The organism is Clavibacter sp. VKM Ac-2872, assembly GCF_015351105.1.
In the GTDB taxonomy this organism is placed as follows: Bacteria; Actinomycetota; Actinomycetes; order Actinomycetales; family Microbacteriaceae; genus Clavibacter.
The window spans coordinates 1-25,705 of the sequence record NZ_JADKRR010000001.1 but is presented as its reverse complement, the minus strand read 5'-3'; the positions used below and the strand labels follow the sequence as shown (position 1 = coordinate 25,705).

Annotated in this window: 25 protein-coding genes; 12 read left to right on the top strand and 13 right to left on the bottom strand. The window is 74.4% G+C overall.

Translation table 11 applies throughout. The features are described 5' to 3' along the window. Window positions 1-219: 219 nt before the first annotated feature. From ITJ40_RS00125 to ITJ40_RS00105, 5 genes are all read right to left on the bottom strand, one after another. Window positions 220-906, bottom strand: coding sequence for a hypothetical protein (locus tag ITJ40_RS00125; RefSeq protein WP_194664900.1), 687 nt, complete (start codon window positions 904-906; stop codon window positions 220-222). A 27-nt stretch (window positions 907-933) separates the two neighbouring features. Further along, a complete protein-coding gene (locus ITJ40_RS00120) occupies window positions 934-1,419 on the bottom strand; it encodes a MauE/DoxX family redox-associated membrane protein (RefSeq protein ID WP_194664899.1) in 486 nt (161 codons plus the stop codon). A 120-nt stretch (window positions 1,420-1,539) separates the two neighbouring features. After that, a complete protein-coding gene (locus ITJ40_RS00115; RefSeq protein ID WP_194664897.1) occupies window positions 1,540-3,696 on the bottom strand; it encodes an iron ABC transporter permease in 2,157 nt (718 codons plus the stop codon). Between the two features lie 35 nt (window positions 3,697-3,731). Beyond that, complete coding sequence (locus ITJ40_RS00110) at window positions 3,732-4,721, bottom strand: iron-siderophore ABC transporter substrate-binding protein (RefSeq protein WP_370531953.1); 990 nt, start codon at window positions 4,719-4,721, stop codon at window positions 3,732-3,734. Beyond that, window positions 4,718-5,635 (bottom strand): ABC transporter ATP-binding protein, encoded by a 918-nt coding sequence (locus ITJ40_RS00105; protein WP_370531952.1) that lies wholly within the window; start codon window positions 5,633-5,635, stop codon window positions 4,718-4,720. Before ITJ40_RS00105 ends, ITJ40_RS00110 begins: the two co-directional genes overlap by 4 nt. A 69-nt stretch (window positions 5,636-5,704) precedes the next feature. On the opposite strand from ITJ40_RS00105, the gene ITJ40_RS00100 reads away from it, so the two are divergent. Next, window positions 5,705-6,304 carry an alpha/beta hydrolase gene (locus ITJ40_RS00100; RefSeq protein WP_194664895.1) on the top strand — a complete coding sequence of 200 codons (600 nt, stop codon included), beginning with the start codon at window positions 5,705-5,707 and terminating at the stop codon, window positions 6,302-6,304. Window positions 6,305-6,394: 90 nt separating this feature from the next. On the opposite strand, the gene ITJ40_RS00095 is transcribed toward ITJ40_RS00100, so the two are convergent. Together ITJ40_RS00095 and ITJ40_RS00090 are read right to left on the bottom strand one after the other, a co-directional pair. After that, on the bottom strand, window positions 6,395-7,417 hold the full coding sequence (locus ITJ40_RS00095) for a hydrolase (RefSeq protein ID WP_194664893.1): 1,023 nt from the start codon (window positions 7,415-7,417) through the stop codon (window positions 6,395-6,397). After that, window positions 7,414-8,478 carry a glycosyl hydrolase family 18 protein gene (locus ITJ40_RS00090; protein ID WP_228511680.1) on the bottom strand — a complete coding sequence of 355 codons (1,065 nt, stop codon included), beginning with the start codon at window positions 8,476-8,478 and terminating at the stop codon, window positions 7,414-7,416. Before ITJ40_RS00090 ends, ITJ40_RS00095 begins: the two co-directional genes overlap by 4 nt. A gap of 258 nt (window positions 8,479-8,736) precedes the next feature. Here ITJ40_RS00090 and ITJ40_RS00085 point away from each other — a divergent pair, with 258 nt between their 5' ends. From ITJ40_RS00085 to ITJ40_RS00060, 6 genes are all read left to right on the top strand, one after another. Further along, complete coding sequence (locus ITJ40_RS00085) at window positions 8,737-9,021, top strand: hypothetical protein (protein WP_194664891.1); 285 nt, start codon at window positions 8,737-8,739, stop codon at window positions 9,019-9,021. A gap of 124 nt (window positions 9,022-9,145) precedes the next feature. Beyond that, complete coding sequence (locus ITJ40_RS00080; protein ID WP_194664889.1) at window positions 9,146-10,174, top strand: LacI family DNA-binding transcriptional regulator; 1,029 nt, start codon at window positions 9,146-9,148, stop codon at window positions 10,172-10,174. A 165-nt stretch (window positions 10,175-10,339) separates the two neighbouring features. Beyond that, window positions 10,340-11,068, top strand: a complete 729-nt coding sequence (locus tag ITJ40_RS00075; RefSeq protein WP_194664888.1) for a 2'-5' RNA ligase family protein — start codon at window positions 10,340-10,342, stop codon at window positions 11,066-11,068. Between the two features lie 474 nt (window positions 11,069-11,542). Beyond that, window positions 11,543-11,887 carry a BLUF domain-containing protein gene (locus ITJ40_RS17185; protein ID WP_370531951.1) on the top strand — a complete coding sequence of 115 codons (345 nt, stop codon included), beginning with the start codon at window positions 11,543-11,545 and terminating at the stop codon, window positions 11,885-11,887. 80 nt (window positions 11,888-11,967) lie between these two features. Then, on the top strand, window positions 11,968-12,606 hold the full coding sequence (locus ITJ40_RS00065) for a hypothetical protein (RefSeq protein ID WP_194664886.1): 639 nt from the start codon (window positions 11,968-11,970) through the stop codon (window positions 12,604-12,606). Then, window positions 12,606-12,842 carry a helix-turn-helix transcriptional regulator gene (locus ITJ40_RS00060; protein ID WP_194664885.1) on the top strand — a complete coding sequence of 79 codons (237 nt, stop codon included), beginning with the start codon at window positions 12,606-12,608 and terminating at the stop codon, window positions 12,840-12,842. The genes ITJ40_RS00065 and ITJ40_RS00060 overlap by 1 nt, the downstream gene beginning before the upstream one ends. Before the next feature lie 27 nt (window positions 12,843-12,869). On the opposite strand, the gene ITJ40_RS00055 is transcribed toward ITJ40_RS00060, so the two are convergent. From ITJ40_RS00055 to dnaK, 6 genes are all read right to left on the bottom strand, one after another. Beyond that, on the bottom strand, window positions 12,870-13,310 hold the full coding sequence (locus ITJ40_RS00055) for a YdeI/OmpD-associated family protein (RefSeq protein ID WP_194664882.1): 441 nt from the start codon (window positions 13,308-13,310) through the stop codon (window positions 12,870-12,872). A 51-nt stretch (window positions 13,311-13,361) separates the two neighbouring features. Next, window positions 13,362-14,579, bottom strand: coding sequence for a class I SAM-dependent methyltransferase (locus tag ITJ40_RS00050; protein ID WP_194664881.1), 1,218 nt, complete (start codon window positions 14,577-14,579; stop codon window positions 13,362-13,364). Then, window positions 14,576-15,031, bottom strand: a complete 456-nt coding sequence (locus ITJ40_RS00045) for a heat shock protein transcriptional repressor HspR (RefSeq protein ID WP_041465342.1) — start codon at window positions 15,029-15,031, stop codon at window positions 14,576-14,578. Before ITJ40_RS00045 ends, ITJ40_RS00050 begins: the two co-directional genes overlap by 4 nt. Before the next feature lie 19 nt (window positions 15,032-15,050). Beyond that, a complete protein-coding gene (locus ITJ40_RS00040; protein WP_194664879.1) occupies window positions 15,051-16,064 on the bottom strand; it encodes a DnaJ C-terminal domain-containing protein in 1,014 nt (337 codons plus the stop codon). A gap of 120 nt (window positions 16,065-16,184) precedes the next feature. Further along, on the bottom strand, window positions 16,185-16,838 hold the full coding sequence (locus ITJ40_RS00035; protein WP_194664877.1) for a nucleotide exchange factor GrpE: 654 nt from the start codon (window positions 16,836-16,838) through the stop codon (window positions 16,185-16,187). Next, window positions 16,835-18,703: a molecular chaperone DnaK gene (gene dnaK / locus ITJ40_RS00030; protein ID WP_194664875.1), complete on the bottom strand. Its 1,869-nt coding sequence runs from the start codon at window positions 18,701-18,703 to the stop codon at window positions 16,835-16,837. The genes ITJ40_RS00035 and dnaK overlap by 4 nt, the downstream gene beginning before the upstream one ends. A gap of 406 nt (window positions 18,704-19,109) precedes the next feature. On the opposite strand from dnaK, the gene ITJ40_RS00025 reads away from it, so the two are divergent. The 5 genes from ITJ40_RS00025 to ITJ40_RS00005 all read left to right on the top strand — a co-directional run bounded on the left by ITJ40_RS00025 (window position 19,110) and on the right by ITJ40_RS00005 (window position 25,504). Further along, the gene (locus tag ITJ40_RS00025; protein WP_194664869.1) at window positions 19,110-22,514 is read left to right on the top strand and encodes an Ig-like domain-containing protein; all 3,405 of its coding nucleotides are present in this window, start codon (window positions 19,110-19,112) and stop codon (window positions 22,512-22,514) included. A 137-nt stretch (window positions 22,515-22,651) separates the two neighbouring features. After that, window positions 22,652-23,362 carry a TasA family protein gene (locus ITJ40_RS00020; RefSeq protein WP_194664867.1) on the top strand — a complete coding sequence of 237 codons (711 nt, stop codon included), beginning with the start codon at window positions 22,652-22,654 and terminating at the stop codon, window positions 23,360-23,362. A gap of 89 nt (window positions 23,363-23,451) precedes the next feature. Next, entirely contained in the window at window positions 23,452-24,297 is an 846-nt protein-coding gene (locus ITJ40_RS00015) for a sortase (RefSeq protein WP_194664865.1), read from the top strand. After that, window positions 24,294-24,884 carry a signal peptidase I gene (locus ITJ40_RS00010; RefSeq protein WP_194664863.1) on the top strand — a complete coding sequence of 197 codons (591 nt, stop codon included), beginning with the start codon at window positions 24,294-24,296 and terminating at the stop codon, window positions 24,882-24,884. Before ITJ40_RS00015 ends, ITJ40_RS00010 begins: the two co-directional genes overlap by 4 nt. A gap of 38 nt (window positions 24,885-24,922) precedes the next feature. After that, window positions 24,923-25,504, top strand: a complete 582-nt coding sequence (locus ITJ40_RS00005; protein WP_370531950.1) for a TasA family protein — start codon at window positions 24,923-24,925, stop codon at window positions 25,502-25,504. Window positions 25,505-25,705 lie beyond the last annotated feature (201 nt).

The window sequence follows — 25,705 nt, the reverse complement described above, 5'->3', positions numbered from 1 at the left end:
GCTCCCGGATCCGAGGTGGGGTCAGCCCCACCCCCGGCGGCGACGGAGCGGGCGACGAGTAGTTCAGCCGATCACGGTGCGGCCGAGCCGACCCGGCGACCGAGTAGGGACAGGGCATCGGTTTCGCGTGCGGGGCACGCGCTCCCCATCCATCGAGCTCGGCACGCATTCGACAGCATCGGCGCAACCCACCTCCGGGAGCACCTCACATCGGACGCATCAACATTCGTAGTACCACTCCTCACAGTGCGCCGCCGAGCAGTAATTGCACCAGATGGCAACGCAGGCTATGAAGACCGGGATCTCGGGAAAAGTGAAACCACAGGGGCCGCAGCATTCGAACAGCCCTTGGAAGTCATATCGGCAACACGTGCCGATCGCATTTCCGAGCACGGTACAGCAGCTCGAAGCCGCATCCGCCGCCTCTATGCTGCCCGATTCGCCAGAAGCCATCATCTTGGCGTGAGCAGCCGGCACGAGATCTCGAACGAGGCTGTCACCGCCCGCCCAGAGAGTCTGCACAGCCTGACGATTCAGATGCCCCGTTCCGAACTCCTTCGTCAGCACGAATACGGACTGCGCATCCAAGATCAGGGAGCACTTGCCGACCCTGTTGCCGCGGGTGTTGACCGACATGGTGGCCTGTGCGACCGCCGAGGATACGACGTCCGGCGCATACCCCTCTTGGACGGCCGCCGCCACCGCTGCCCGATGGAGGACCGCCAGATCATCGGCGCCCGCGCTGGCAGTCGCCGCGAGCGGCTGCAGGTACCACGGATGGTCGGATTCACGGATGGGCGTCGCCGAAGCCGATGAGGCGAACGCCGTGAATGGTCCGCCCTGTCCGGTTGCCGTGAGCGCGGCGGCCCCGATGAGGCCCCTCAAGATGCTGCGTCGAGTCGACATGCGCATGCCTTTCGATTTGAATGGTGATCATCTTCCTATTGCACGATACGAATGGGAGCTGATTACGACGACAAGGAGGCACCCGCATGCCACGACGATGATCTCGCCGGAATAAGCCGGCGCCGCGGATGACATTCCGGCGACCGCTAGCGAGGCGAGCATGACGTTGCGGACGATGAGGAGCGGTGAGACGCGATCGCTCCCCGCGCAGCCGCAATCGTTCTCGAGGCCGCGGAGCAGAGAGGATGCGATGGCGGCAGTGAATGCGGCGAGCAGCAGAAGCAGGACGCACCCCGTCACGGCGGGCCATAGCCCAGCGGCGAAGAACAAGCCGGCGACGAACTCGACGGGAGGCAGCGCGGCAGCGAGCAATCTGGCTTGACGGGGTCCGACGATCTTGTAACCCATGATCTGGGACCAGAAGTGTCGAGACCGGCTCAGTTTCGCGCTGCCCGTCCAGACGAAGAATCCACCTGCGCACATGCGGGCAATGACCAGCAGCGTCCCCAACATGAGTGTCCCCACAACACGGGCGTGGTAGGCGAAGAGGCCCGCGCACGAGAAGCTAGGTGATCCCCCGTCGCCGTGACGTCTTCATGCACACCATCGCGGTCGGCCGGACCACGGACGCCCCTAACGCCCCCGCGCCGCCCGCCCGCGCCACAGCAGCCACACGAAGTACGGCGTGCCGACGAGCGCGGTCACGAGGCCGGCGCCGAGCTGGCCCGGGGCGATCACGGTGCGGCCGAGCAGGTCGGCGAGGGTCACGAGGGCGGCGCCCAGCAGGATCGCGACGGGGACGACGCGCGCGTGGCGGGATCCGACGAGCGCGCGGGCGGCGTGCGGCGCGACCAGGCCGACGAAGCCGATCACGCCGACCGCCGCGACCGCCGTCGCCGTGAGCACCACCGCGATCGAGAGGGCCAGCAGGCGCGAGCGGCCGAGCGAGACGCCGAGGAGGCGCGGGGTGTCGTCGTCGAGGGCGACGAGGTCCAGCATCCGGTGCCGCGGAGCAGCGACCGCCACGGTGAGCGCGAGGGCGACCAGCACCGGCAGGGCGTCGTCGAACCCGCGGCCGTAGGTGGATCCGGAGAGCCAGGTGAGCGCCTTCGCGCCGTTGAACGGGTCGGTGAGCACGATGATCATGCTGATGGCCGCGGCCGTGCCCGCCGAGACGCCGACGCCGATGAGCACGAGCCGGTTCTGCGGGAAGCCGCCGCGCGCGGCGAGGCCGAAGACGACGGCCGCCGCGGCGAGCGCCCCGAGCCCGGCCGCGCCCGCGATGCCCCAGCCGGATGCGAGCGGCGCGGTGGTCACGAAGAGCACGGCGCCGAGGCCCGCGCCGCCGGAGACGCCGAGGATCGCGGGATCCGCGAGAGGGTTCCGGGTCACCGCCTGCACGAGCACGCCCGCCAGCGCGAGCGCCGCACCGGCGAGCACGGCCGCGAGCACGCGCGGCACGCGGGTGTCGAGCACGTAGCTGACGACGGGGCCGGCCGTGCCGCGGATCCCGTTCACGAGGTCGCCGAGGAGCAGCTTCGCGTCGCCGAGCAGCACGGAGGCGATCAGCAGCCCGACGAGCACCGCGATCAGCGCGCCGACCACGAGCGCGGCGCGACGGCGGGTGATCACGCCGTGGCGCTCGGTGGGCGCGGGCGTCGCGCTGTCGCGGGTGCGCACGGCCAGCACCACGAGCACGACCGCGCCGATGAGGGAGGTGACGAGCCCGGTCGGCACGGCGACGGACGCCTCGGCGCCGACGACCGCGCGCAGCAGCACGTCGGCGAGCAGCACGACGGCCGCGCCCATCAAGCCGGCGACGGGGACGAAGACCCACGAGCGCCGGACGCCCGGCACGAGCCGGCGCAGCGGCCGCACGAACGCGGGCGCGTACAGGCCCACGAAGCCGATGGGGCCGGCGACCGTCACGGCCGCGGCGGCGAGCAGCACCGAGGCGAGCACGGCGATCACGCGGGTCGCCCGCACGTCGACGCCGAGGCTGCGGGCGGCGTCGTCGCCGAGCCCGAGCGCGTCGAGCCGTCGGGTGAGGAGGAGCAGGATGCCGAGCGCGATCGCCACGACGGGTGCCATCTGCGCGACCGCGTCGAACCCGTTCTGGCCGATGCCGCCCTGGCCCCAGCGGTAGAGGCCGGAGGTCTGCTGCGGGAAGAGGAGGAGGAGCGCGCTGGTCACGGATCCGAGGCCGAGCGCGAGCGCGCTGCCCGCGAGCACGAGGCGCACGGTGCCGGATCCGAGGCCCGAGACCGCGAGCACGATCGCCGCCGCGACGAGCCCGCCCACGAACGCGACGCCCGCGCCCGCGAGCACCGGCAGCGTGAGCCCGGTGACCGCCGCGACCGCGAGGGCCGCGTAGGCGCCCGCGTTCACCGCGAGCGTGTCGGGCGAGGCGAGCACGTTGCGGCTCACGGTCTGGAGGGCGGCGCCGGCCGCGCCGAGGGCGAGGCCCACGAGGATCCCCGCCGCCATGCGCGGCAGCCGCGACGCGACCACGACGGATGCGTCGCCCGGCGTCGCGCGCCCGGTGAGCGCCTGCCACACCTCGCGCGGGCCGACCGCGGCGGTGCCCTGGGTGACGTCGATCACCGCGAGCACCGCCACGACCAGCGCGAGGAGGGCGACGACCGCGACCGCCCGCACCGGGATCCGGCCGGCCCCGTCGGCGCGCGCGACCGCGGCGAGCGACGGGGCGGGGTCCGGGATCGACGCCGCGGCGGCGGACGCGGGAGGCGCGTCGGCCGACGGGGGCGCGGTGCGGACGGGAGCGGTCATCGGTTCAGCGGGATGCGGGTCGGCGGGCCGCCGGATCAGCCGGCCAGCAGGTCGGAGACGGCCTTCGCGTACGCCGTCATCGACGCGGGACCGCCGAACGCCCAGATGCCGTCGGGCATGCGGTGCACGTCGCCGGCCGTGACGAACGGGAGCGACTTCCACACGGCGTTGGATGCCAGCGTGGAGGCGAACGGGTCGTCGCCCTGCGTGGAGTTGGAGTTGTAGAGGAACTGCACGTCGCCGACGGTCGTGAGGCCCTCGACGTCGGTGGATCCGAGGCCGTAGGCCGGGTCGACCTCGCCGGTCCACGCGTTCTCGAGGCCGAGCTCGGTGGTGACGTCGCCGATCAGCGAGCCCGTGCCGAACGGGCGGATGGTGACGGCGCCGGCGTCCACGTACGCGTCGGCGAACAGGAACTTCGAGCCCGCGAGCCCGGCCGCGTCGAGCTTCGCCTTCGCGTCGGTCACGGCCTGGTCGTAGGCGCCGATGACCTTCGTCGCCTGGTCCTCGGTGCCCGTCGCCTTCGCGATGAGCTCGAGGTTGTCCTCGCTCTGCTGGATCTGCTTGCTGCCGTCGGCCGAGTTCACCTGCAGCACGGGCGCGATGGCCTTGAGCTGCGTGATCGCGTCGGCCGGCAGGTCGGTGGTCGCGACGATGAGGTCGGGCGCGAGCGACGCGATGGTCTCCACGCTCGGCTCGCCGCGCGTGCCGATGTCGGCGGGCTCGTTGACGAGCGGCACGGCGGACGACCAGGCGCTGTAGCCCGCGACGTCGGCGACGCCCACGGGATCCACGCCCAGCGACACGAGGTTCTCCACGACGTTCCACTCGGTGCCGACGACCTTGGTCGCGGGCCCGTCGAGCGTGACCTCCGCGCCGGTGCCGTCGGTGAGCGTGATCTGCTCGCCGGCCGGCGTCGTGCCGGCGCCCGTCGACGCCTCCTCGGTGGTGCCGCATGCGGTCAGCGTGAGCGCTGTCGCGGCGGCGAGGGCGGTCATCGCCAGGGTTCGTCGTCTCGTGATCACGGGTGGAGCCTCTCGTTCCTGTGGTGGTGGCGGGCGACCGCGCGGGTGCGCAGGCTGCCCGTCGTCGGATCCGCGTGGACCTCGACGGGGATGCCGTAGACCTCGGTGAGGAGGTCGGGGGTCAGCACCTCGGATGGGGTGCCGGTCGTGACGATCCGGCCGTCGGAGAGCAGCGCGACGGTGTCGGCCAGCGCGGCGGCCTGATCGAGGTCGTGGAGGACGACGCCGACGGCGATCGACGCGTCGTCGGCGAGGTCGCGCACCAGGTCGAGGAGCTCGACCTGGTAGCGGAGGTCGAGGTACGTGGTGGGCTCGTCGAGGAGCAGCACGCCCGTCTCCTGGGCGAGGCAGCTGGCGAGCCAGACCCGCTGGAGCTGGCCGCCGGAGAGCTGGTCGACGCCGCGGTCGGCGAGGGCGACGAGGCCCGTGAGGTCGAGCGCGCGATCCACGGCCGCCCGGCCGTCGGGATCCGCCCCGCCGAACCGGCCGCGATGCGGGTAGCGGCCGAACTCGACGACGTCGCGGACGCTGAGGCCGCCCGGCGTCGGCCGGCCCTGCGTGAGGAGCGCGACGCGGCGGGCGAAGCGGCGGAGGGAGAGGTCGAGGGCGTCGGACTCGCGGGCGTCGGCGGCGCCCGCGCCCGCGTCCTCGTCGCGCAGCACGAGCGATCCGGAGCGCGCCGCCTGCAGCCGCGCCATGGTCCGCAGCAGCGTGGACTTCCCGCTGCCGTTCGGCCCGACGAGCGCGGTGACGCAGCCCGGCCGGATCTCGAGCCCCGCGGCGTGCACGACCTCCGTGTCGCCGTACGCGACCGTGATCCCGCGGGCCTCGAGAGCGGAGGCGGCGGGTGTCGCGGGTGACGGATCCGGGTGCGCGGCGCGCGCGATCGGAGTGGTCGATGCGGGGGAGGTCACGATAGGTGAGGTTAGCCTAACCTCACGTCGGGGGACAACCCGTGGTCGGCGGAAGGGTACGGTCGGCCCATGACAGAGCCGGCGGGACGTGACCGCGATGGACGCCGCGGACCCGTCGTGACCGTGCACCCGGGATTCCCGCTGCGTCGATCCGACTACGCCGAGCTCGAGGCGCTGCTCACGGCGGCGCTCGACGGAACCGCCAGGGTGGTCATCGCGCACTCCCGCGGCGCCCTGGACGCGCTGCAGCCGGGCGCCGCGTCCTCTGAACCGCTGATCCTCCTCGCGCCCAGCTCCCCCGGGCGTCGACCCCTCTCACCGGCGATCCGCGTCTCACTTCGGTTCGTCGGCAGGATCCCCGTGGTGCGCGACGCGGCCGCGCGAGCGCTCCGCGAGCTCTCCTTCCACCGATACGGATCCCGAGCCCCCGAAGGGCCGCCCCTCGACCTCCTCACCGCGGCGGAACGGCTCGACCCGGCACCGGGGACGGGTGCGCAGCCCGCGGATCGGCGCATCCTGGTCGTCGTCTCCTCGGAGGACCCGCGACGCGACGCGCAGCTGGCGCTCGCCCGCCGGCTCGGGGCGACGATCCTGAACGCCCCCGGCGGACACCTCTTCCCCCTCACCCATCCCCGGGAGACGGCATCGCTCCTGTCGGCCGCGCTCTGATCACGCGGAGCGGTGCGAAGCCGATCCGCGCGCCCAGATCGTGCGCGTTCGCCGCGGATAGCAGCCGACGCGCGAGGCGGTCCGGCGATGTCACCCCCTGTTGAGCAGGTCCCCCGCGCCCAGCCGATGCGCCCCGCGCAGCCACGCCACCAGCTCCTCAGCGGTGGCGTCGGCGGACGACGGCAGCGGATCCGCGCTCGCCAGCGCGTGCGCGATGCCGCCGGGCGCGCTGCCCAGCACGGCGTCGAGCAGCGCCGCGCCCCGCAGCCCGACCTCGCCGAGCAGCTCGACCTCCCGCGCGTTCAGGCCCACCGGGAGGTCGCCGTTGCCGAGGTCGGTGCCGTACGCGATCCGGCCGCCGAGCGCGACGTACCGCCGGGCGTTCTCGAGGGCCGTCGCGAGGTCGGCGCCGTCGTGGATCGCGAGGGTCGAGATCCAGAGCACGTCCCGCGTCGCGGACTCGCGCAGCGTGGCGTCGTCGAGCCGCTCGGTCCACGGCACGTGCACGAGCACGTCGGCGCCCGCCCGGATCGCGCGCGCCGCCTGTCCCGCGCCCTCCGCGTGCACGACTGCCGGCAGCCCGGCCTCGTGCGCGGCGTCGACGAGCGCGGCCAGCACGTCGTCGGCGAGGAGCGGTCCGCCGTCGTGCAGCACGATCTTCACCGCGCCGGATCCGCCCGCCCTGGCCTGCACGACGGCTACCGCCGCATCCTCGGCGCGCGCCACCTCGCGCACCGCGGCCGCCGGCGCCCACGCGCGATCCGAGGGGTAACCGCCCAGGGAGGTGTGGAACGGACCCGCGTAGCGGACGGCGACACCGGCGGGCGGGCGGGCGGCGATGCGGGCGATCTCCGCCGGATCCCACCCGAGGTCGACCACCGCCGTGACGGGTGATCCGGCGAGCGCCGCGTGCTCCACGAGCCCGAGGTGCACGTGCCGGTCGACCACGCCGTCGCTGATCGCGAGGTCGAGCCGGCCGAGCACCGCGTCGGCCGGGTCGGCGAGCGCCACGCGACCGCCGGCGATCCGCACGGCGACCTCGCGGTGGATCCGGTCGAGCCGCAGCTCCCGCACGCGCCAGACGCCGCCCGGCAGCGCACCGCCCTCCGTCATCGCGTCAGCGGATCCGACAGCCCGAGCGACCACACGGCGACGCCGCCCAGCCCCAGCTGCTTCGCGAGCGCGACGCGCGCGTCGTAGGAGCGCGCATCCGACCACCACACGACCGTGCCGTCGCGCAGGGTCGCCCGCCACTCCTGCTGGGGCACGCTCCAGACGGCGGTGCGCCGCTCGGATGCCACGAGATCGCGCGCGCCCTGGTCGGAGAGCTGCCGCCCCTCGCCCGTGCGCGGCCAGGTGTATCCGTAGCCCGCGATGCCGAGCTGGATCCTCGCGGCCGGCACCGCCTCCCGCACCGGCCGCAGCGCCGCCTTCACCCACGGCATCCCGCCGACGGGCCCGGCGCCGGACCACGTGGGCCCGTGCTGGTCGTACGCCATGAGCACCACGTGGTCGGCGGCGCGACCGAGCGCCGGGAGGTCGTAGCCGAGCGGGCGGTAGTCGTCCGTGGTGGCCGTGAGGCACACGGAGACGCTGCGCGCGGATCCGAGGGCCGCCTTCAGCCCCGACACGAGCCGGGTGAGGCCGGCCGGATGCGCACCCGAGAGGCTCTCGAGATCGACGGTGACGCCGTCCCAGCCGCGCTTCCGGACCTCGGCGGCGAGCTGCTCCACCACGCGGTCGACGTTCGCCGGGGATCCCAGCAGCGCATCGGCGATGCCCGGCGAGAAGTCGCCGAGGGCCTCGTCGTAGTTGCCCACCAGCAGCTCGACCCGCTCGCCGCGCGCGTGCGCCTCACGGAGGAGGGTGATCGCCTCGGGCGACGGCGCAGCGACGCTCCGGCCGTCCGACGTGACGTTCACCCCGTCGACCACCACGGAGGTGAGGGCAGCGGCGCTCGCGTCGAGGGGCGCCACCGGGGTGGATCCGCCCTCCGCGTACCCGACGACCTGGAAGGGCGCCGCCGCGGCGGCGGGCAGGGTCCCGACGACGACGGCCAGCACGGCGGCCGCGCCCACCGCCACCTGGACGAGGCGGCGGGCGCGCCGCCGCGGACGCGAGGAACGGGTCGGGCGCGACGGACGGGTCGGACGGGTCGCGCGGGGCGGGGTCATGGGCCGAGCGTAGGACGCGCCGACCGCGGGAGCCGGGCGGCGCGGCCGTCCCGCCGGACCCCGCCCGCGCGGGGGCATGTGCAGGGGCCGCGCCGCGGGATCCGCGCGGCCCGTAGCCTCATGGGCCTCCCGTCCGAGCCCAGCCCGAGGTCCCATGCCGCACGCACCGCACCCGCGCACGCCGTCGGTCGCCGGGCCGTCGCCCGCCCGCTGGCCGCGCCACAGCCGTTCGCGCCGCATCGCCCCGGGAGCCCGCGCGTGCTGAGCAGCCCCGATCGCGACGACGACCTCCTGCAGGAGCGGCTCCGCGCGCTGCACGACGTGTGGCCAGGGGATCCGGCCGACGACGACCCGCTCCGCGCGACCCGCCGCGCGACGGGAGCCCTCGAGGCCGACGACGCCCGCATCCCGCGGCCGCCCGGCCTCCTCCGATCCGCCACCCGGGCGGTCCTCCGCCGCCTCGGCGCCAGCGCGGCCGGCCTGCCCCTCCCGCCCGCCGCGGATCCCCCGCCCACCGACGACCCGCCGGCCGCGCACCCCTGACCCTGCCGCGCGCGACGCCCCCGCATCGCTACCGTGGACCCGTGCCCACCGCCGCCGCCCCGCACCCCGCGCCGATCCCCGACCCCGCCGCCTACCGCGGGCTGCCCGCCCCGCGGACCCGGGCATGAGCCGCCCCGGCGCCGCCCCCACCATCCACGACGTGGCCGCGCGTGCCGGCGTCTCCAAGTCGGTCGTCTCGCGCGCGCTCTCCGGCGCGACGGGCGTGGCCCCTGCCACGCTGCAGGCCGTCCGCGACGCCGCCGCCGCGCTCGGCTATGTCGCCAACGCGCACGCGCGCGGGATGTCCGCGCATCGCACCCACACGCTCGGCGTGCTCGTGCGCGACGCGTCCACGCCCTTCTACGGGCACCTCCTCACGGCGCTGCAGCAGCGGGCGTCGGAGCGCGGGTACCGGGTCGTCACGGCGACGGGGTTCGGCGCGTTCGACGTCGACGAGGAGCGCAAGGCCCTCGAGACGCTCGTCTCCCTGCAGGTCGAGGGGCTCGTGGTGTGCAGCGGCGCGCTCCCGGTCGCCGACATCCTCCCGTCCGCGCGACGGATCCCCACGGTCGTCGCCGGCCGCCCCGAGGTGGACGCGTCGCTCAGCAGCGTCTACTGCGACGAGACCACGGGCGGCCGCGGCCTCGCCGACCACGTGGCGTCGCTCGGCCACCGCCGCATCGCCGTCGTCACGCTCGCGCCCGTCCTCTCCCTGACGATGTCCGCCCGCACGTTCGCGATGCTCGACCGCCTCACCGAGCTCGGCCTCGACGTCCTGCACGTGCGCGGCGAGGAGCACGCGGGCGGGCGCCTCGAGGGCGCGGACGGCATCGCGCAGGCGATCGTCGACGCGGGCGGCGTGACCGCGGTCATGGCGCCGAGCGACGGGTGGGCCCTCGCGATCCTCGACGGCCTCGGCCGTCGGGGCATCACCGCCCCCGCGGACGTCTCCATCACCGGCTACGACGGCCTGCCGCCCTTCACGAGCGCGCTCCTCGGCTTCACCACGTGGAGCCAGCCGGTCCCCGTCATCGGCGCCCTCGCGGTCGACGCCGTGGTGGACCGCATCGACGGCACCGTCACGACCACGTGCCACACCGCGGTCGACGGCGAGCTGATCCCGGGCCGCACGGCCGTCCCCCTCCGCGCCTGACGCACTCCGGACGGACGACCGGCGGACGCCGCACCTCCCCGCCCGCACCGCCCGTCCACCCGCCGTTCACCCCGCGGCCTCCCTCGTCCGCCCGCGGTGTGCCACGGTGGTCGTCGCACCGTAGGGAACGTTCCCTGCGCTCGCTCGACGCCTGGAGGATCCCCCATGGACCACGACGACCCGACCGCCTACGACATCGCCGCGCCCGACATCGTCCCCGCGGCGGCGAGCCGCGTCGACATGCGCCCGTCACTGCTCCCCCGCGACGACAGCGACCCCTACCGCTACGGGATCTTCCTCCGCCCCGACCCGCGCACCTGCCGCGCCGTGACCGTCGTCACCGACCAGATCCGCGCGCAGTACGGCCTCGTGTCCGCGGGCGCCTTCCCCCCGCACGCGACCCTCATCGGGAGCCAGCCGTTCGGGCACGACGAGGCCCGGGTGATCGAGGCGGTCACCGAGCTCCTCGCCGACCGTCCCGCCTTCGACGTGCACAACGCGGGCGTCCGCGAGCAGGGGTTCGGCTTCGTCTACGACGTCGACGAGCGACCCGACGGCAGCCAGAACGCCGAGCTGCTCGCGCTCGCGGCGGACATCGACCGCGTCGTGGCCCCGTTCCGCCGGCCCATGCAGTCCCCCGAGCACCACACGTTCGATCCCGCTCGCTTCCGCGCCCACCTGTCGCTCGCCTCGCACGACCTCCTCGTGCGCCCCGACCTGCACGACGAGGTCGGCGACTTCATCCGCGGGCTCGAGCAGCCCGTGCCCGAGGGCTTCCGCGGCGACACGGTCGTGATGTACCGCACGGCGAGCCCGGACTGGTCCGGCCGCTGGTGGAACACCCTCACATGGGAGCACGTGCGCACCTGGACCCTCGGCGGCGCCTCCCGCTGAGACCGGATCCGCGGCGGGCGGGGCCTCTCACCCTCGCCTCACCCTCGGATCACCCGCACTTCGTGCACGACATGTCCCCCTAAATGAGGACCGCCGTCGTAGAGTCTTCTCAGCACAGCGGGTTCCCCCGATGCCGCGGTGCGAATGGATGCCCGACGAGCGCCCCGCCGCGTCCCCCGCCCGGCGGGGCAGCTCATCAGATCCCTCCGCGATCCGACCCGAACGGACGCGGCAGCAGCAGGAGCCCGGCGCGCCCCGTACCCGCGGACGCGCCGGGCTCTTGTTGGCGGCCGAGTGCGCGGATCACGCTGGGAGGGCCGGGCGATGTCCGACCCGCGCGCCCCGTCCCCCGTCGGCGCACCGGACGCGCCAGGATGGGGGGACGGCCTGAGGGGGAACCATGCGCACGACCGTCTACACGAGCACCGCCACGCGACCCATGAGCGACGACGACCTCGCCGAGCTCCTGGGCGAGTGATCCGGAACAACGAGGAGGCCGGCCTCACGGGGCTGCTCCTGCACCGCGACGGCCGCTTCATGCAGGTCCTCGAGGGCCCGCACGACGCGGTGGAGGCGGTGTACGCGACCATCGAGGCCGATCCGCGCCACACCGACGTGCGCCTGCTGCTCGACGAGGAGATCCCCGCCCGGCAGTTCCCCCAGTGGTCCATGGGCTTCCGCACGGTCGACGACGCGACGCTCCGCCAGGTCCGCGGCTACGACGACTTCCTCGACAAGCCGGTGTCCGCCGCGGCCCGCCCCGACGCGCCCTCCCGCGCCCGGTGGCTCCTGGAGTGGTTCCGCACGCATCCGGTGTGATCCGCGCGGGTCTGGACACGAGGCCGGCGCGCGTGCGACCATATCGACATTCGTTGTAACGATGATCGATGGGACATGACATGGGACGCTCGCCCCTCGCCGGCACCGGGTCCGGAGCCCGGCTCACGCGCGGCGTCCTGTGGACGGCCCTCGCGATCGCCGTGCTCGTGCTGCTGGTGGTCGCCGCCGCGGCCGTCGCGAGCGCGGTGGAGACCCTGCGGACCGGCGTGGTCCACACGTCCCTCGAGATGCGCGGATCCCTGCCCGCCGAGGCCGACGCCGGCCCCGCCGACCTCCGATCGGGCGCGTACCGCACGGCCGAGGTCGCCGTGGGCGAGCTGCCGGGCGGGATCGTCGCGCTGCACGTCGCCCGGATCGCGCTCGACGCCTCCGTGGGCATCGCGCTCGCGGGCACCGTCGCGGTCCTCGCCCGGCGGCTGCTCCGGCCGGATCCGCTCGCCCGCCGCCTCAGCCTCGTGGTCACGCTCGCGGGCGGCACCGTGATGATCGCCGCGCTGCTCTCGCTCGCCGCGCGCACGGGCGTCGCGTGGATGGTCGGCGACGCGCTCAACGACCCGGACGTGGGGCTCGACGGCTTCTGGCCCGTCATCGCGGAGGTCGACGCGTCCACCATCGCGCTCGGCTTCGCCCTGATGATCGTGGGCCTCGTGGTCGAGCACGGCGAGACCCTGCAGCGCGACACCCGCGGCCTCGTCTGATGGGCGCAGACGACGACGGCCCCACCGGCGTCCACTGCCGCCTCGACGAGCTGCTCGCCGCGCGCGGCATGACGCTCACGCGCCTGAGCGCGATGGTGGGCGTGAGCCAGGTCAACCTGTCGGTGCTGAAGAACGACCGCGCCCGGGCGATCCGCTACTCGACCCTCGTCGCGGTCTGCCGCGCGCTCGAGTGCGAGATCGGCGACCTGCTCGTGCTGGATCCGCCGGCGGCCTGACGCGCGCGGCCCGCGGTGACCGGCGGGTCAGTCGCGGAGCGCCGCCAGCGCCTTCTCCACGCGACGCGCGCGGGTCTCATCCGTCTTCGCCTCGGCGATCGGATCCACGAGAGCGCGCTGGCGGCTCGACGAGAGCGCGCGGAACGCCTCGGCGAGGGCGGGCTCCGCGGCGAAGGCGGCAGCCACCTCCTCGGGGACGACGGCCTCGCGCGGCGCGGCGTCGAGCTCGATGGTCACCTCGACCTCATCGTCGGCGGCGACGCCCGACGCGGCCCGGTGCGCGGCGGCGAGCGGGATCAGGGCCTGCCCGCCCATCGCGCCGACGCTCGTGCGGTACGTGTAGCCCGCGACGGTCACGACGACCGCGGGCCGCTTCCCGGCACCCAGCTCGTCGAGCGCCTCCGGCGGCACGGGCAGCCCGGTCGCGTTGACGCGGGCCTGCATGACGCGGGTGCGGAAGGTGGGCATGCGGGCTCCTCGGCGAGCGGCGCGGCTCGGGCGGCCGCGGTGGATCCGAGGCTAGGCCCGCGGCTCGGGCTTCGTCGAGACGGCGACCGTGAACTTCGCGTTCCGACCCGCCTCGCGCGTGGGCCCGACGATGCGCGTCAGCTGCGGCCGGTAGCCGAGCGGGCTGTTGTAGACGGTCCAGAGCTGGCCGCCGGGGCGCAGCATGCGCGCGGCCGCCGCGAACAGGCGCGGCGCGAGGCCCGCGTGCACGGTCGCTCCCGTGTGGAACGGCGGGTTCAGGAGCACGAGGTCGGCGGATCCGCCGGGCACGGTGGATCCCGCGTCGTCGCGCACCACGGTCACCCGCTCGGCGACCCCGTTCGCGGCGACGGTCGCGCGCGCCGAGTCGACGGCCGCCCACGACTGGTCGGTCGCGACGACGCGGATGCCCGGACGCGCGAGCGCGACGGCCGACGCGAGGACGCCCGTGCCGCAGCCGAGGTCGACCGCGACGCGGGCGTCGGTAGGCAGGTCGGCGAGGAAGGAGAGGAGGAAGCGCGTGCCGATGTCGATCTTGGATCCGGCGAAGGCGGCGCCGTGCGCGCGGACCTCGAGGCCGAGGTCGGGGTGCGACTCGCGGCGCGGGTAGGGGTCGACCGCGTCGACGGGCGGGCGGAGCGGCTCGCGCGCCACGAGGATCCGCGACTTCTGCCGGGCGAGCGTCGCGTGGACGGCGCCGAAGCGGCGGGCGAGCACCTCGGTCATCGCGGGCGTCATGTGCTTGACGCGGCCGCCCGCGAGCACGGTCACGTCGTCGGCGGCGGCCCGCGCGACCACGCCGGCCCACTCGTCGAGGGCGTCGAGGCTCCGCGGCAGGCGCGCGATCACGACGCGGGCGCCTGCGGCCAGCGCGTCGCCGAGGCCGTGACGGTGGAGGCCGGCGGTCTCGCCGACCAGCTCCGCGTTGAGGTCGAGCGCGGTCTCGGAGGCGAGGGCGTCCTGGTGCACGCGGATGCGGAGGGGATCCGCCGCCCCGGCCCGCCGCAGGGCCGCCGCGGCGCCGAGCGCGAGGGCGCCGTACTGGTCGCCGATCACGACGAGCTCGTCGGGCCGCACCGGCCGGCCGGCGTCGGCCGCGGACGCGAGCAGCGCGATGAGCTCGTCGAGGAGCAGCCTGTCGGCCGCGTCCACCGCGAAGAGGTTCTCGGCCTCGACGTCGGGCCGGCGGCGCAGCGCGCCGAGGTCGAGCAGGTCGTCGGATGCGGATGCGGGAGCGGGAGCGTCGCTCACCGCGCGTCGCGCCCGGAGCCGTCGCGGTCGTCGCCCGGCATGGCGAGCGCCGCCCGGTACAGCACGACCTCGGTCTGCCGCGAGGGCCGCACGCCCGCGCGCAGCGACACCACGTCGCCGTCGCCGCGGGCCGCGAACACGCGGCGGCCGGGACGGGACAGCAGCTCGTCGGCGAGCGCCGACTCCAGCTGGCGCACGCGCCCGCGGAGCTCGGACACCTGGTTCTCGAGCTCGAGGATCCGCGCGATGCCCTCCAGGCTCACGCCCTCCGCACCCAGCCGGGCGACCTCCCGCAGCTGCACGATGTCGCGCATCGAGTAGCGGCGGCTTCTCCCGGCCGTGCGGGTGGGCGACACGAGCCCGAGGCGGTCGTACTGCCGGAGCGTCTGCGGGTGCATGCCCGACAGCTCGGCCGCCACGGAGATCACGAAGACGGGGGCGTCCTCGTCCATCGTGTCGCGGGGATCCACGTCAGCTCCTGGCCCGCTCGATGAGCTCGCGGCGCGGGTCCTCCTCGGGTCCCGAGCTCGCGAACGCGTCGAGCGCCACGCGCTGGGCGTCGGTGAGCCGGGACGGCACCGCCACCTCGATGCGCGCGAGCAGATCGCCCGTGCCCTTCGGGGTCGTGGCGCCGCGGCCCTTGACGCGCAGCACCTTGCCGCTGGACGTGCCGGGCGCGACCTTGAGCCGCACCGGGTCGCCGCCGAGCGTGGGCACCTCGATGGTCGCGCCGAGCGCGGCCTCCGGGAACGTGACGGGCACGTTCACCCGGAGGTTCAGCCCGTCCCGCTCGAACACGGGGTGCGGTCGCACGTGCACCGTGAGGATGATGTCCCCCGACGCGCCGCCGTCGCCCGACGGCTCGCCCTTGCCGGCGAGCCGGATCTTCTGCCCGTCGGAGACCCCGGCCGGCACGCGCACCGTGAGGGGCCGGCCGTCGGAGTCCTGCAGGCGCACGACGTCGCCCTGCACCGCGGTGAGGAAGTCGATCGTGGTGGACGCGGTGACGTCGCGCCCCTTGGTGGGCGCGCCGTAGCCCCGGTAGCCGCCGGTCGACTGGCCGAAGCCGCCGTTGCCGAACATGCCGCCGAGGATGTCCTCGAACCCGCCCTGGCTGTACTGCGGCTGGCCGGATCCGAACCCGGCCGTGCGACGCCCGCGGCCGCCGGCCTGCTGGCCGAACATGCCGCCGAACACGTCCTCGAACCCGCCGCCCGGCGCGCCGGCACCGGGAGCGCTGAAGCGCGCACCCGAACCCATCGCGCGGATCTGGTCGTACTCCTTGCGCTGCTCCTTGTCGGCCAGCACGGCGTGCGCCTCGCTGATCTCCTTGAAGCGCGACTCGGCCGACGGATCCGGATTGCTGTCCGGGTGGTACTGCCGCGCGAGCTTGCGGTAGGCCTTCTTCAGGTCGGCCTCCGAGACGTCCTTGGACACTCCGAGGACCTTGTAGAAGTCCTTGTCGAACCAGTCCTGGCTGGCCATCAGACGCCTCCCTTCTTCGTCGTCTCGTGGTGGGGGCCGCACGACCCGGTCCGGGCGCCCGCGCGTGCGGACGCCCGGACCGGGATGGGTGCAGCCGGATCGATGCTGCGGTTGATGGCGCTACTCCGGCTTGTCGACGACGACCTTCGCGGCCCGCAGCAGCGTCTCGCCGATGTAGTAGCCACTCTCGACGACGTCCGCGACGGTGTCCACCTGGACCTCGGGGTTCGGCTTCTGGAAGATCGCCTCGTGCACCTGCGGGTCGAAGGCGTCGCCGACGGCGCCCACCTTGACCAGCCCGATGCGCTCCACGTTCGTCCGCAGCTTGGCGACGATCGCGGTGAGCGGTCCGCCCTCCGCCAGGTCGCCGTGCTTCTCGGCCCGGTCGAGGTCGTCGAGCACCGGGAGGATGCCCTTGACCACGTCGCCGATCGCGCGCTGCCGCTCGATCTCGCGGTTGGCCTCGGTGCGCTTGCGGTAGTTGGCGTACTCGGCGCTGACGCGCTTCAGGTCCGCGAGGTGCTCGGAGTCGCCCTCGGCGGGCTCGTTCCGGGTCTGCTCGATGAGGTCCTGGAGCTCGTCGTCCATGGCGTCGGTCGTCTCGACGTCGGGGCCCTCGGCCTCGACGAACGCGCCGTCCGCGCCGGGGACGGAGGCCGCGTCGGCCGCCTGATCCGCCGTGGCGTCAGGCCCGGCCGGGGCCGGGGAGGCCGACTGCTCGGCCCCCTCGTCCTCGGGCGTCGTGCCCTCGCCGTTCGCGGTGTCCTCGGTCATCGGTCGGTCTTCTTGTCCTCGTCCTCGTCCACGACCTCGGCGTCGACGATGTCCTCGTCGTCCTTCTTCGCCTCGGGCGCGCCCTCAGGGGTCTCCGCGGCGGCCTGCTCCTGCTGGCCCTGCGCGTAGATGGCCTCGCCGAGCTTGGTCTGGCTCGCGGACAGCTTGTCGAACGCGGTCTTGACCGCGGCCTCGTCGTCGCCGGCGAGGGCGCTCTTCAGGCCGTCGACGTCGCCCTGGACCTCGGACTTGACGTCCTCGGGGAGCTTGTCGTCGTTCTCCTTGATGAGCTTGTCGATCGAGTAGGCGAGCTGCTCCGCGTTGTTGCGGACCTCGGCCTGCTCGCGACGCGTCTTGTCCTCCGCCGCGTGCTCCTCGGCCTCGCGCACCATGCGCTCGATGTCCTCCTTCGCGAGCGAGGATCCGCCCGTGATGGTCATCGACTGCTCCTTGCCGGTGCCCTTGTCCTTCGCGGACACGTGCACGATGCCGTTGGCGTCGATGTCGAAGGTGACCTCGACCTGCGGGATCCCGCGGGGCGCCGGCGCGATGCCGGTGAGCTCGAAGGTGCCCAGGTTCTTGTTGTCGCGGGTGAACTCGCGCTCGCCCTGGAAGACCTGGATCGCGACGGACGGCTGGTTGTCGTCTGCCGTGGTGAAGGTCTCGCTGCGCTTGGTCGGGATGGCCGTGTTGCGCTCGATGAGCTTGGTCATGATGCCGCCCTTGGTCTCGATGCCGAGGCTCAGGGGGGTGACGTCGATGAGCAGGACGTCCTTGCGCTCGCCCTTCAGCACGCCGGCCTGGAGCGCGGCGCCGACGGCGACGACCTCGTCCGGGTTGACGCCCTTGTTGGGCTCCTTGCCGCCCGTGAGCTTCTTCACGAGATCGACGACGGCGGGCATGCGGGTGGATCCGCCGACGAGGACCACGTGGGCCACGTCGCCGACCGAGACGCCGGCCTCGCGGATGACGTCCTCGAAGGGCTTGCGGGTGCGCTCGAGCAGGTCGTTCGTGAGCTCCTCGAACTTGGCGCGGGTCAGCGTCTCGTCGAGGTTGGCCGGGCCGTTCTCCGTGAGGGAGAGGTACGGCAGCTGGATGCTCGTGCTGGTGGAGGAGCTGAGCTCCTTCTTCGCCTGCTCAGCGGCCTCCTTGAGGCGCTGCTTGGCGATCTTGTCGTTCGAGACGTCGACGCCCGTCGACTCCTTGAAGCGCTTGACGAGGTGGTCGACGATGCGCTGGTCCCAGTCGTCGCCGCCGAGGCGGTTGTCGCCCGCGGTGGAGCGGACCTGGATGGTGCTGAAGTCGTCGTCCTTGCCCACCTCGAGGAGGGAGACGTCGAACGTGCCGCCGCCGAGGTCGAAGACGAGGATGAGCTCGTCCTCCTTGCCCCGGTCGAGGCCGTAGGCGAGCGCCGCGGCGGTGGGCTCGTTGATGATGCGGAGCACGTTGAGGCCCGCGATCTCGCCGGCCTCCTTCGTGGCCTGGCGCTCGGCGTCGTTGAAGTACGCGGGGACGGTGATGACCGCGTCGGTGACCGAGTCGCCCAGGTACTGCTCGGCGTCGCGCTTGAGCTTGCCGAGGATGCGGGCGGACAGCTCCTGCGACGTGTACTTCTTGTCGTCGATGCCGACGGTCCAGTCGGTGCCCATGTGGCGCTTGACCGACGAGATGGTGCGGTCGACGTTGGTGACGTTCTGGCGCTTGGCGGTCTCGCCGACCAGCACCTCGCCGTCCTTGGTGAACGCGACGACGGACGGCGTGGTGCGCGCGCCCTCGGCGTTGGCGATGACGGTGGGCTCCCCGCCCTCCAGGACCGAGACCACCGAGTTGGTGGTACCCAGGTCGATTCCTACTGCACGAGCCATGGGGTGTTCTCCTTCTGTTGCCGCGGCGCCCGGATCACGGGGGTCGCTTCGTGTGGTGACGCGGGTGTCCCGCGGAGTCTCGCTCGCGGTGCCGCTTCGTCAGCGGCGTGCTACTTGAGCCGCGATGACTCAACTCTACCCACGGCTCGGCGAGCGTCAAGTCGGAGCCGGGGAAGTTGAGCGATGTCGGCTCAACTCACAGGATCCGGGGCCGCCGATCCGACCGCGCGAGCGCGATGTGCCCCGCCCGGGGGGCCGGAGGGGCGAGACGGGGGCTACTGGTTTACCTAGATCGCTACTGGGCCCCTTTTCCCGGGTCGACCGGCGGATTTAGCGTTGCCGACGCAGGGGCCGGGGGGCCTCCCGGCGTCCCGGACGGGGACGCGATCTCCAGGGGGTGGTCGAGGTGGTGGGTACGCGTGCGCGTCATGCCGCCGGACCGGGGCCGGTCGTCACCGGCGCGCGCTCCCGCCCCGGGATCCGCCGGCTGGCCGCGCTCGCCGCCGTCGCCGTCGGCGCCGCGGTCCTCGTGGCCCTGCCCGCCCAGACCGCGACCGCGGCATCGCAGCTGGTCGCCGAGTCGTTCAGCGGGACGCGCGTGGCCGACGCCGCGTGGAAGCCGCTCGGCAGCGCGTGCCTCACCCGCGCGACCTCCGCCCCGACGAGCGGCTCGACCCTCGGCGTGTGCTCGAGCAGGAACCAGTCGCTGCCCGCGAGCGCGAACCCCGGCGCCCTCCAGCTCACCGACAACCGTGCCAGCGCGGTCGGCGGCGTCGTCTACGACAACGCGATCCCCGCCACCGGCGGCCTCGACATCAAGTTCGACCAGTACCAGTACGGCACCTCGTCCGGCGGCGCCGACGGCATCGGGTTCTTCCTCACCGACGGATCCGTGCCCCTGACCGCGGCGGGCCCCTCCGGCGGGTCCCTCGGCTACGCCCAGACCACGACCGCGCCGGGCGTCGCGGGCGGCTACCTCGGCATCGGACTCGACGCGTTCGGCAACTACTCGAGCCCCACCGAGGGTCGCGGCACCGGCTGCACCACCCCGGGCGCCGGCGTCGGCCAGCGCCCCAACGCGATCGCGCTGCGCGGACCCGGCACGGGCCTCGCGGGCTACTGCTACCTGACGGGCGTCACACCCGCGACGAGCCTGCGCGCGACCACCACCCTGAGCACGCCCACCACGGACCTCGGCCGGACCATCCGCATCACGGTCTCGTCCGCGCGGCTCCCCGTGGTCACCGTCTACATGGGCGCGGCGGCAGGCGCATCCACCGCCTCCCTCACGCAGGTGCTGCGGTACACGATGACGACCCCCGCGCCCTCCTCCTACAAGCTCGGCTACCTGGCATCCACGGGCACCTTCACGGACACGCACCTGATCCGCGAGGTGAGCGTCTCGAGCCTCGTCGACCTCTCCGCCCTCACCCTCGTGAAGCAGATCGACCGGACCACCGCGCAGCCGGCGGCCTACGCCGAGGGGCAGACGATCCCGTACCAGTTCGTGGTCTCCAACACCGGCGGGCTCACGCTCTCGAACCTCGCCGTGAACGATCCCCTGATCTCGTCCGTCTCCTGCCCCGGCGGCCTGCTCGGGTTGGGCCTGTTCCTCGGCGGCAGGTCGGTCACCTGCACGGGCGTCCACGTGGTGACGCCCGCGGAGGCCGTGAACGCCACGCTCACGAACACCGCGACCGCGACCGGCATCAACACGCTGCTCGCCGGGGTGACGAGCAACACGAGCTCCGTCACGGTGCCGATCGTGGCCCCCGCCCCCGCTCTCGCGCTCACGAAGACCGGCGTGCTCACGGACACGAACGGCAACGGCAAGGCCGACGTCGGCGAGCGGATCGCCTACTCGTTCGTCGCGCGGAACGCCGGGAACGTGTCGCTGCGGCAGGTGGCGGTGGCGGATCCGCGCGTCACCGGGATCAGCCCCGCCTCCGTGACCCTGGCGCCCGGCGCGTCCCAGACCTTCACCTCCACCGCGTACACGGTGACCCAGGCCGACGTCGACGCGGCGGTGCCGCTCGTGAACACCGCCACCGTCTCCGGCCAGACCTTCGCCAGCGTGGCCGCCCCGACCGCGAGCTCCTCGACGAGCACGCCCGTCAACGGCTCCGCGGCCCTCACGCTCACGAAGGGCGCCACGCTCACGGGCGGGTCCCGGGCGGGCGCCACGGTCGCGTACTCCTTCTCCTTCAGGAACACCGGCACCGTGCCGCTGACCGGGGTGGCGCTCACGGATCCGCTGCCCGGGCTGTCGGCCGTGACGTACGCGTGGCCGGGCACCGCGGGCACCCTCGCGCCCGGGGCGACCGCCACCGCGAGCGCCGGCTACACGGTGCGGCAGTCCGACGTCGACGCGGGGCAGATCGCGAACACCGCGACCGTGCGCGGCGCGAGCTCCGGGGGCGTGCCGGCGCAGGCGACCGCGACCCGCACCGTGACCCTCGACCGCGCATCGACCATGACCCTCACCAAGACGGCGACCCCCGGCAACGTGCCGGCGGCGGGCGGCGTCGTGACGTACGCGTTCCGGCTGGAGAACACCGGGTCGACCACGCTCACGAGCGTCTCCATCGCGGATCCGCGCACCGGCGTCTCCGCCCTCGCGTACACGTGGCCCGGGACCGCCGGCACGCTCCTGCCCGGCCAGGTCGTGACCGCGGCCGCCACGTACACGGCCACGACCGCGGACGTGGCGGCCGGATCCATCGTCAACACCGCGACCGCGACGGCGACCGCGCCGACCGGCACGATCAGCAGCACCGCGACGGCGACCGTGCTCGCCGTGGCCGACCCGCTGCCCGACGCCGCGACGACGCCGCAGGGCGTGCCCGTGGTGATCGACGTGCTCGCCAACGACGGGCGCGCCGCGACGGGCGCGACCCTCAGCCGCGCGCAGCTCTCGGCGACGCCGTCGCTCGTGGGCGGCGCGGCGGGTCCCGTGCCCGCGTCGCCGACCTCCGGCAGCGCCACGTGCGTCGCGAGCGGCACCGACCGCGGGCGGTGCACGTACCGGTCGATCGACGGCTTCACGGGCGTGGACGTCTTCGACTACGCGCTGCAGAGCGGCGCGGGCACCTGGAACGTGCGGGTCACGGTCACGGTCACCGCCGTCAACCGCACCGCCGTCGCGCGGGCCGACCGCCTGGTCGCGACCGTCGGCGGGCCGGACGTGACGATCGACCCGCGGGCGAACGACACCGACGTGGACGGCGACTCCCTCGCGATCACGGGCGCCACCCCGCCCGCCGCGCTGCCCGGCTCCTTCAGCTGCACGGCCGTCCTGTGCACGTACCGGCCGCCGGCCACCGGCACGCCGGGATCCACCGCCGTCGCGTACGCGATCACCGACCGCCCTTCGGCGCCCGGCACCGGGCTCGCCGCGTCGTCCACCGTCACGGTCTTCCTGGATCCCGCGCCGCTCGTGCCCCGCGGCTTCACGCACCGGGACGAGACGGCCCTCGGCGCGTCCACCGGCATCTGGACGAGCACGACGACCGTCACCGCGGCGACCGCGAGCTGCGTCGCCGGCCGCCCGGTCACCGCGGTCGCGTGGAGCGCGGTCCCCGGCGCCACCGACCAGCTCGTCGAGCGCCGCCTCGCGGGCACGACGCCCGGCGCGTGGATCACGGTCGCCCGGCTCTCCGGCTCCGTCACGTCGTTCTCGGACGACCGGGTCGGCGAGGCCCGCTCCTACCAGTGGCGCGTCCGCCCCGACCTGCAGCGCTGGGTCGGCGTCGCGAGCGCCCCGTCCGCCGCCGTCGCCCAGCCGGCGGCCGTCTCCGCGGTGGGCTGCTGATGCCCGCCCCGCGCCCGCCCCGGCCGCATCCGCCGCCCGGCACCGGGCCCTCCGACCAGACCTGCCGACAGCACCGCACCACCGACACCACCACAGCACGCATCGCATCGCACGACCCATCGAGAGGAACGACCATCATGAGCACCACCACAGCACCCGAGACCCGCCGCCCCTGGAAGAAGATCGTCGCCACCGGCGCGATCATCGCGGGAGGCGGAGCCCTCATCGCCGGCGGGGCGTTCGCCATCTTCACCGACTCGGCCTCGACGCTGCTCGGCGTCGACGCGGGCCAGCTCGACATCGCCGCGACGGGCAGCTACACCGTCGCGGACATCGCGCCGGGCGACACCGTGCAGCGCCCGATCCTGATCGAGCTGCCGAACGCCACGAACGACGGCAACCTGGTGCAGTCGATCCAGCTGTCGTACGCCGTGACCGGGGAGACGGTCGGGACGGACGACCCCAACGTCCCCGGTGCGGGCGAGTCGATCGTCACGGGCACGGACGGGCTCACCTACAGCCTGCTGACCTGCGTCGGCGGCACCTGGACGGCCGGCCCGACGACCACGCCGACCGGCCCGTACACGTGCGGCGGGACGGTCCAGACGACGGGCAGCGGCACGCTCAACTCCATCACGGGGACGGGCAACTCCACCACGCTCCTGCCGGCGGCCTTCGGCCTCACGCCCACGGCCGACGGCACGTTCCCGAGCGACACGGCCGACGTGACGCTCAACACGCTGATGGTGATGCAGCTGCCGGCCGGTGCCGACAGCGACTACGAGAACGCGTCCGCGCAGCTCACCTTCACGGCGGCGGCGATCCAGCGCGACGGCCTGCAGCGCTGACCCGGTCCGATCGGGCCCCGGCACCCGCCGGGGCCCGATCGGCCCGCTCGACCCCGCATCCACGCACCGCAGCACCCGAGGACACGCCCATGCGCGCACGCACCGGAACCGGCATCGCCGCCGTCGCGCTGTGCCTGGCGCTCGGTGCCGCGGCGCCCGCATCCGGATCCGTCGCCACCGCGACGGACGCGCCCACCGCGACGGCGGCCCCGGCCCCATCCCCCTTCCCGTCGTCCCCCTGGGACGGCATGCCCCCTCTCGCCCCGGCCGACGGCTCCCTCGAGGTCGTGGAGAGGACCGGCCCCGACATCCCGCTCGACGGGCTCGCCCCCGGCGACACCGTCGACTGGGCCGCCGACGTGACCAACCGCTCCGGCGGCGGGTCCCCGCTCTCCGTGCGCCTCGACTCCATGCGGTCGATGGCCCTCACGGGCGATGCCCTCGGCGGCATCCAGCTCGACGTGCGCCTCTGCGCCGGCGGCTTCGACCTCACGACCTCGTGGATGAGCTGCCCCGGCTCCCTCGACCCCCTCGGTTCCGGCCCCGCCGCCATGCTCGACCACGTCGACACGACCACCGCCCTCGCGCCCGGGGAGACCGTCGGGATCCTCGTGCGCATCCGCTTCCCCGCCGAGGCGGACAACGGCATGGAGCGCACCGCCGGCATGCTGCGGGTGAGCTTCGCGCTCACCGACGACACGGGCGCCGTCCCCACCCCGGGCACCGGCGGCACCCCGGGCTCCGGGGCCGGCTCCCCGGCGGCCTCGGGCGGCGGATCCGCGACCGCGTCCGGTCGCGTCCCCCACGACCTCCTCCCCGTCACAGGCCGCGACATCGCCGCCGCGCTCGCGGGCGCCCTGCTCGCGCTCCTCGGCGGCGGGATCCTCTTCCTCGCCGCCCGCAGGGACCGCACCGACCCGGAGGCCGCCTCGTGACCCGCGGGCGCGGGGCGCGGCGCGGCCCCCTCCGCCACGCGGCCGGCATCCTGGGCGGGATCGCGACCGTGGGCCTCGTGCTCGCCGTCGTCGGGGTCGTCGCGCTCTCCGCGCTCGGCATCACGCGGTTCGTGCCCGTGCTCTCGAACTCGATGGCGCCCGGCATGCCCGTCGGCTCGCTGGCGATCACGGAGCCGACACCGCGCGCGGACGTCGCGGTCGGCGACGTGGTCGTCTTCACCGCGCCGCTCGGCCCGCGCGTGCGGGTGATCCACCGCGTGACGCGCGTGTTCGGCCCCGACGACGCGGATCAGCTCGAGGACTGGTCCGCCGACCGCCTCGCCATCCAGACCAAGGGCGACAACAACCCCGCGGGCGATCCCTGGATCGTCACCATCGGCGACGACTCCGTCTGGCGTCGCAGCGCCGTCCTGCCCGTGCTGGGGTGGCCGTTCGTCTGGCTGGGCGACCCCACCATCCGGCTGCTCGCCTTCGGCGTCGCGGGCGCGGGGGCGATGGCCTGGGCGCTCAGCGCCGTGTGGCGCCGTCCCGCGCGCGCCGTCTCCGTGGACGGCGGCGGCGCATGAGCGGCCGCGCCCGCCACCGCGGGGGCAGGGGACGCCACGTGCGCGGCACCGGGGCTCGCCTGCGTCCGCTGCTCGTCCCGGCGATCACCGCGGCCCTGGTCCTCGCCGGTGCCGGCACCGCGTACGCCGTGTTCACCGATCGCGCCTCGACGACCGTGTCGGTCATGGCCGGTGCCGTGGCGCTCGGCTGGGGCGGAGGCGGAGCGGATCAGCTCGCCGTCCCGATCACCGGGCTGCGGCCGGGCGACGCCCAGGTGCGGCTCGTGGACCTCGCCAACACCGGCACCGTCCGGGCGTCGGAGCTCATGGTCACGCTCGGCGGCACAGCCGTCGCGAGCACGTCCGACGGCCTCCAGGTGGCGTTCGACCGCTGCCCGGTCGCGTGGACCGGCGCGCCCGGCACCGCCACCTGCTCGGGCACGATCACCTCGGTGGTGGCCGACCGCCCCGCCGTCGGACGCGTCGCGCTGCCCGGATCCCCCGCCCGCGCGGCCGGCGGCCGGGACCACCTGCGCCTCACCGTGCGGCTGCCCGCGTCGGCGCCCACGACCGCCCAGGGCGCGACCGGATCCGTGACCCTCCGCGTCGACGGCAACCAGCGCCCGGGGCTGCAGCGGTGACCCCGATCAGGACGCCCAGGGTCACGAAAGCATCACGGGACCCATCGCCCTGGCGAGGGGCGCCGAATGACCCTGCGACTCCAACCGGCGACCACGTCGGCCGCCTCAAAAGACAGGGATCCATCATGCGCAATCTCACCAAGTCCGTCTTCGGCCTCGCTACCGCGGGCTTCCTCGTCGTCGGCCTCGCGGCCTGCTCGA

What these genes read in the sequence shown, in the direction of transcription:
- ITJ40_RS00125 (WP_194664900.1), bottom strand. Translation starts at nt 906, where the DNA reads ATGTCGACTCGACGCAGCATCTTGAGGGGCCTCATCGGGGCCGCCGCG.
- ITJ40_RS00120 (WP_194664899.1), bottom strand. Translation starts at nt 1,419, where the DNA reads ATGTTGGGGACGCTGCTGGTCATTGCCCGCATGTGCGCAGGTGGATTC.
- ITJ40_RS00115 (WP_194664897.1), bottom strand. Translation starts at nt 3,696, where the DNA reads ATGACCGCTCCCGTCCGCACCGCGCCCCCGTCGGCCGACGCGCCTCCC.
- ITJ40_RS00100 (WP_194664895.1), top strand. Translation starts at nt 5,705, where the DNA reads ATGACAGAGCCGGCGGGACGTGACCGCGATGGACGCCGCGGACCCGTC.
- ITJ40_RS00095 (WP_194664893.1), bottom strand. Translation starts at nt 7,417, where the DNA reads ATGACGGAGGGCGGTGCGCTGCCGGGCGGCGTCTGGCGCGTGCGGGAG.
- ITJ40_RS00090 (WP_228511680.1), bottom strand. Translation starts at nt 8,478, where the DNA reads ATGACCCCGCCCCGCGCGACCCGTCCGACCCGTCCGTCGCGCCCGACC.
- ITJ40_RS00080 (WP_194664889.1), top strand. Translation starts at nt 9,146, where the DNA reads ATGAGCCGCCCCGGCGCCGCCCCCACCATCCACGACGTGGCCGCGCGT.
- ITJ40_RS00075 (WP_194664888.1), top strand. Translation starts at nt 10,340, where the DNA reads ATGGACCACGACGACCCGACCGCCTACGACATCGCCGCGCCCGACATC.
- ITJ40_RS00065 (WP_194664886.1), top strand. Translation starts at nt 11,968, where the DNA reads ATGGGACGCTCGCCCCTCGCCGGCACCGGGTCCGGAGCCCGGCTCACG.
- ITJ40_RS00060 (WP_194664885.1), top strand. Translation starts at nt 12,606, where the DNA reads ATGGGCGCAGACGACGACGGCCCCACCGGCGTCCACTGCCGCCTCGAC.
- ITJ40_RS00055 (WP_194664882.1), bottom strand. Translation starts at nt 13,310, where the DNA reads ATGCCCACCTTCCGCACCCGCGTCATGCAGGCCCGCGTCAACGCGACC.
- ITJ40_RS00045 (WP_041465342.1), bottom strand. Translation starts at nt 15,031, where the DNA reads ATGGACGAGGACGCCCCCGTCTTCGTGATCTCCGTGGCGGCCGAGCTG.
- ITJ40_RS00040 (WP_194664879.1), bottom strand. Translation starts at nt 16,064, where the DNA reads ATGGCCAGCCAGGACTGGTTCGACAAGGACTTCTACAAGGTCCTCGGA.
- ITJ40_RS00035 (WP_194664877.1), bottom strand. Translation starts at nt 16,838, where the DNA reads ATGACCGAGGACACCGCGAACGGCGAGGGCACGACGCCCGAGGACGAG.
- dnaK (WP_194664875.1), bottom strand. Translation starts at nt 18,703, where the DNA reads ATGGCTCGTGCAGTAGGAATCGACCTGGGTACCACCAACTCGGTGGTC.
- ITJ40_RS00020 (WP_194664867.1), top strand. Translation starts at nt 22,652, where the DNA reads ATGAGCACCACCACAGCACCCGAGACCCGCCGCCCCTGGAAGAAGATC.
- ITJ40_RS00015 (WP_194664865.1), top strand. Translation starts at nt 23,452, where the DNA reads ATGCGCGCACGCACCGGAACCGGCATCGCCGCCGTCGCGCTGTGCCTG.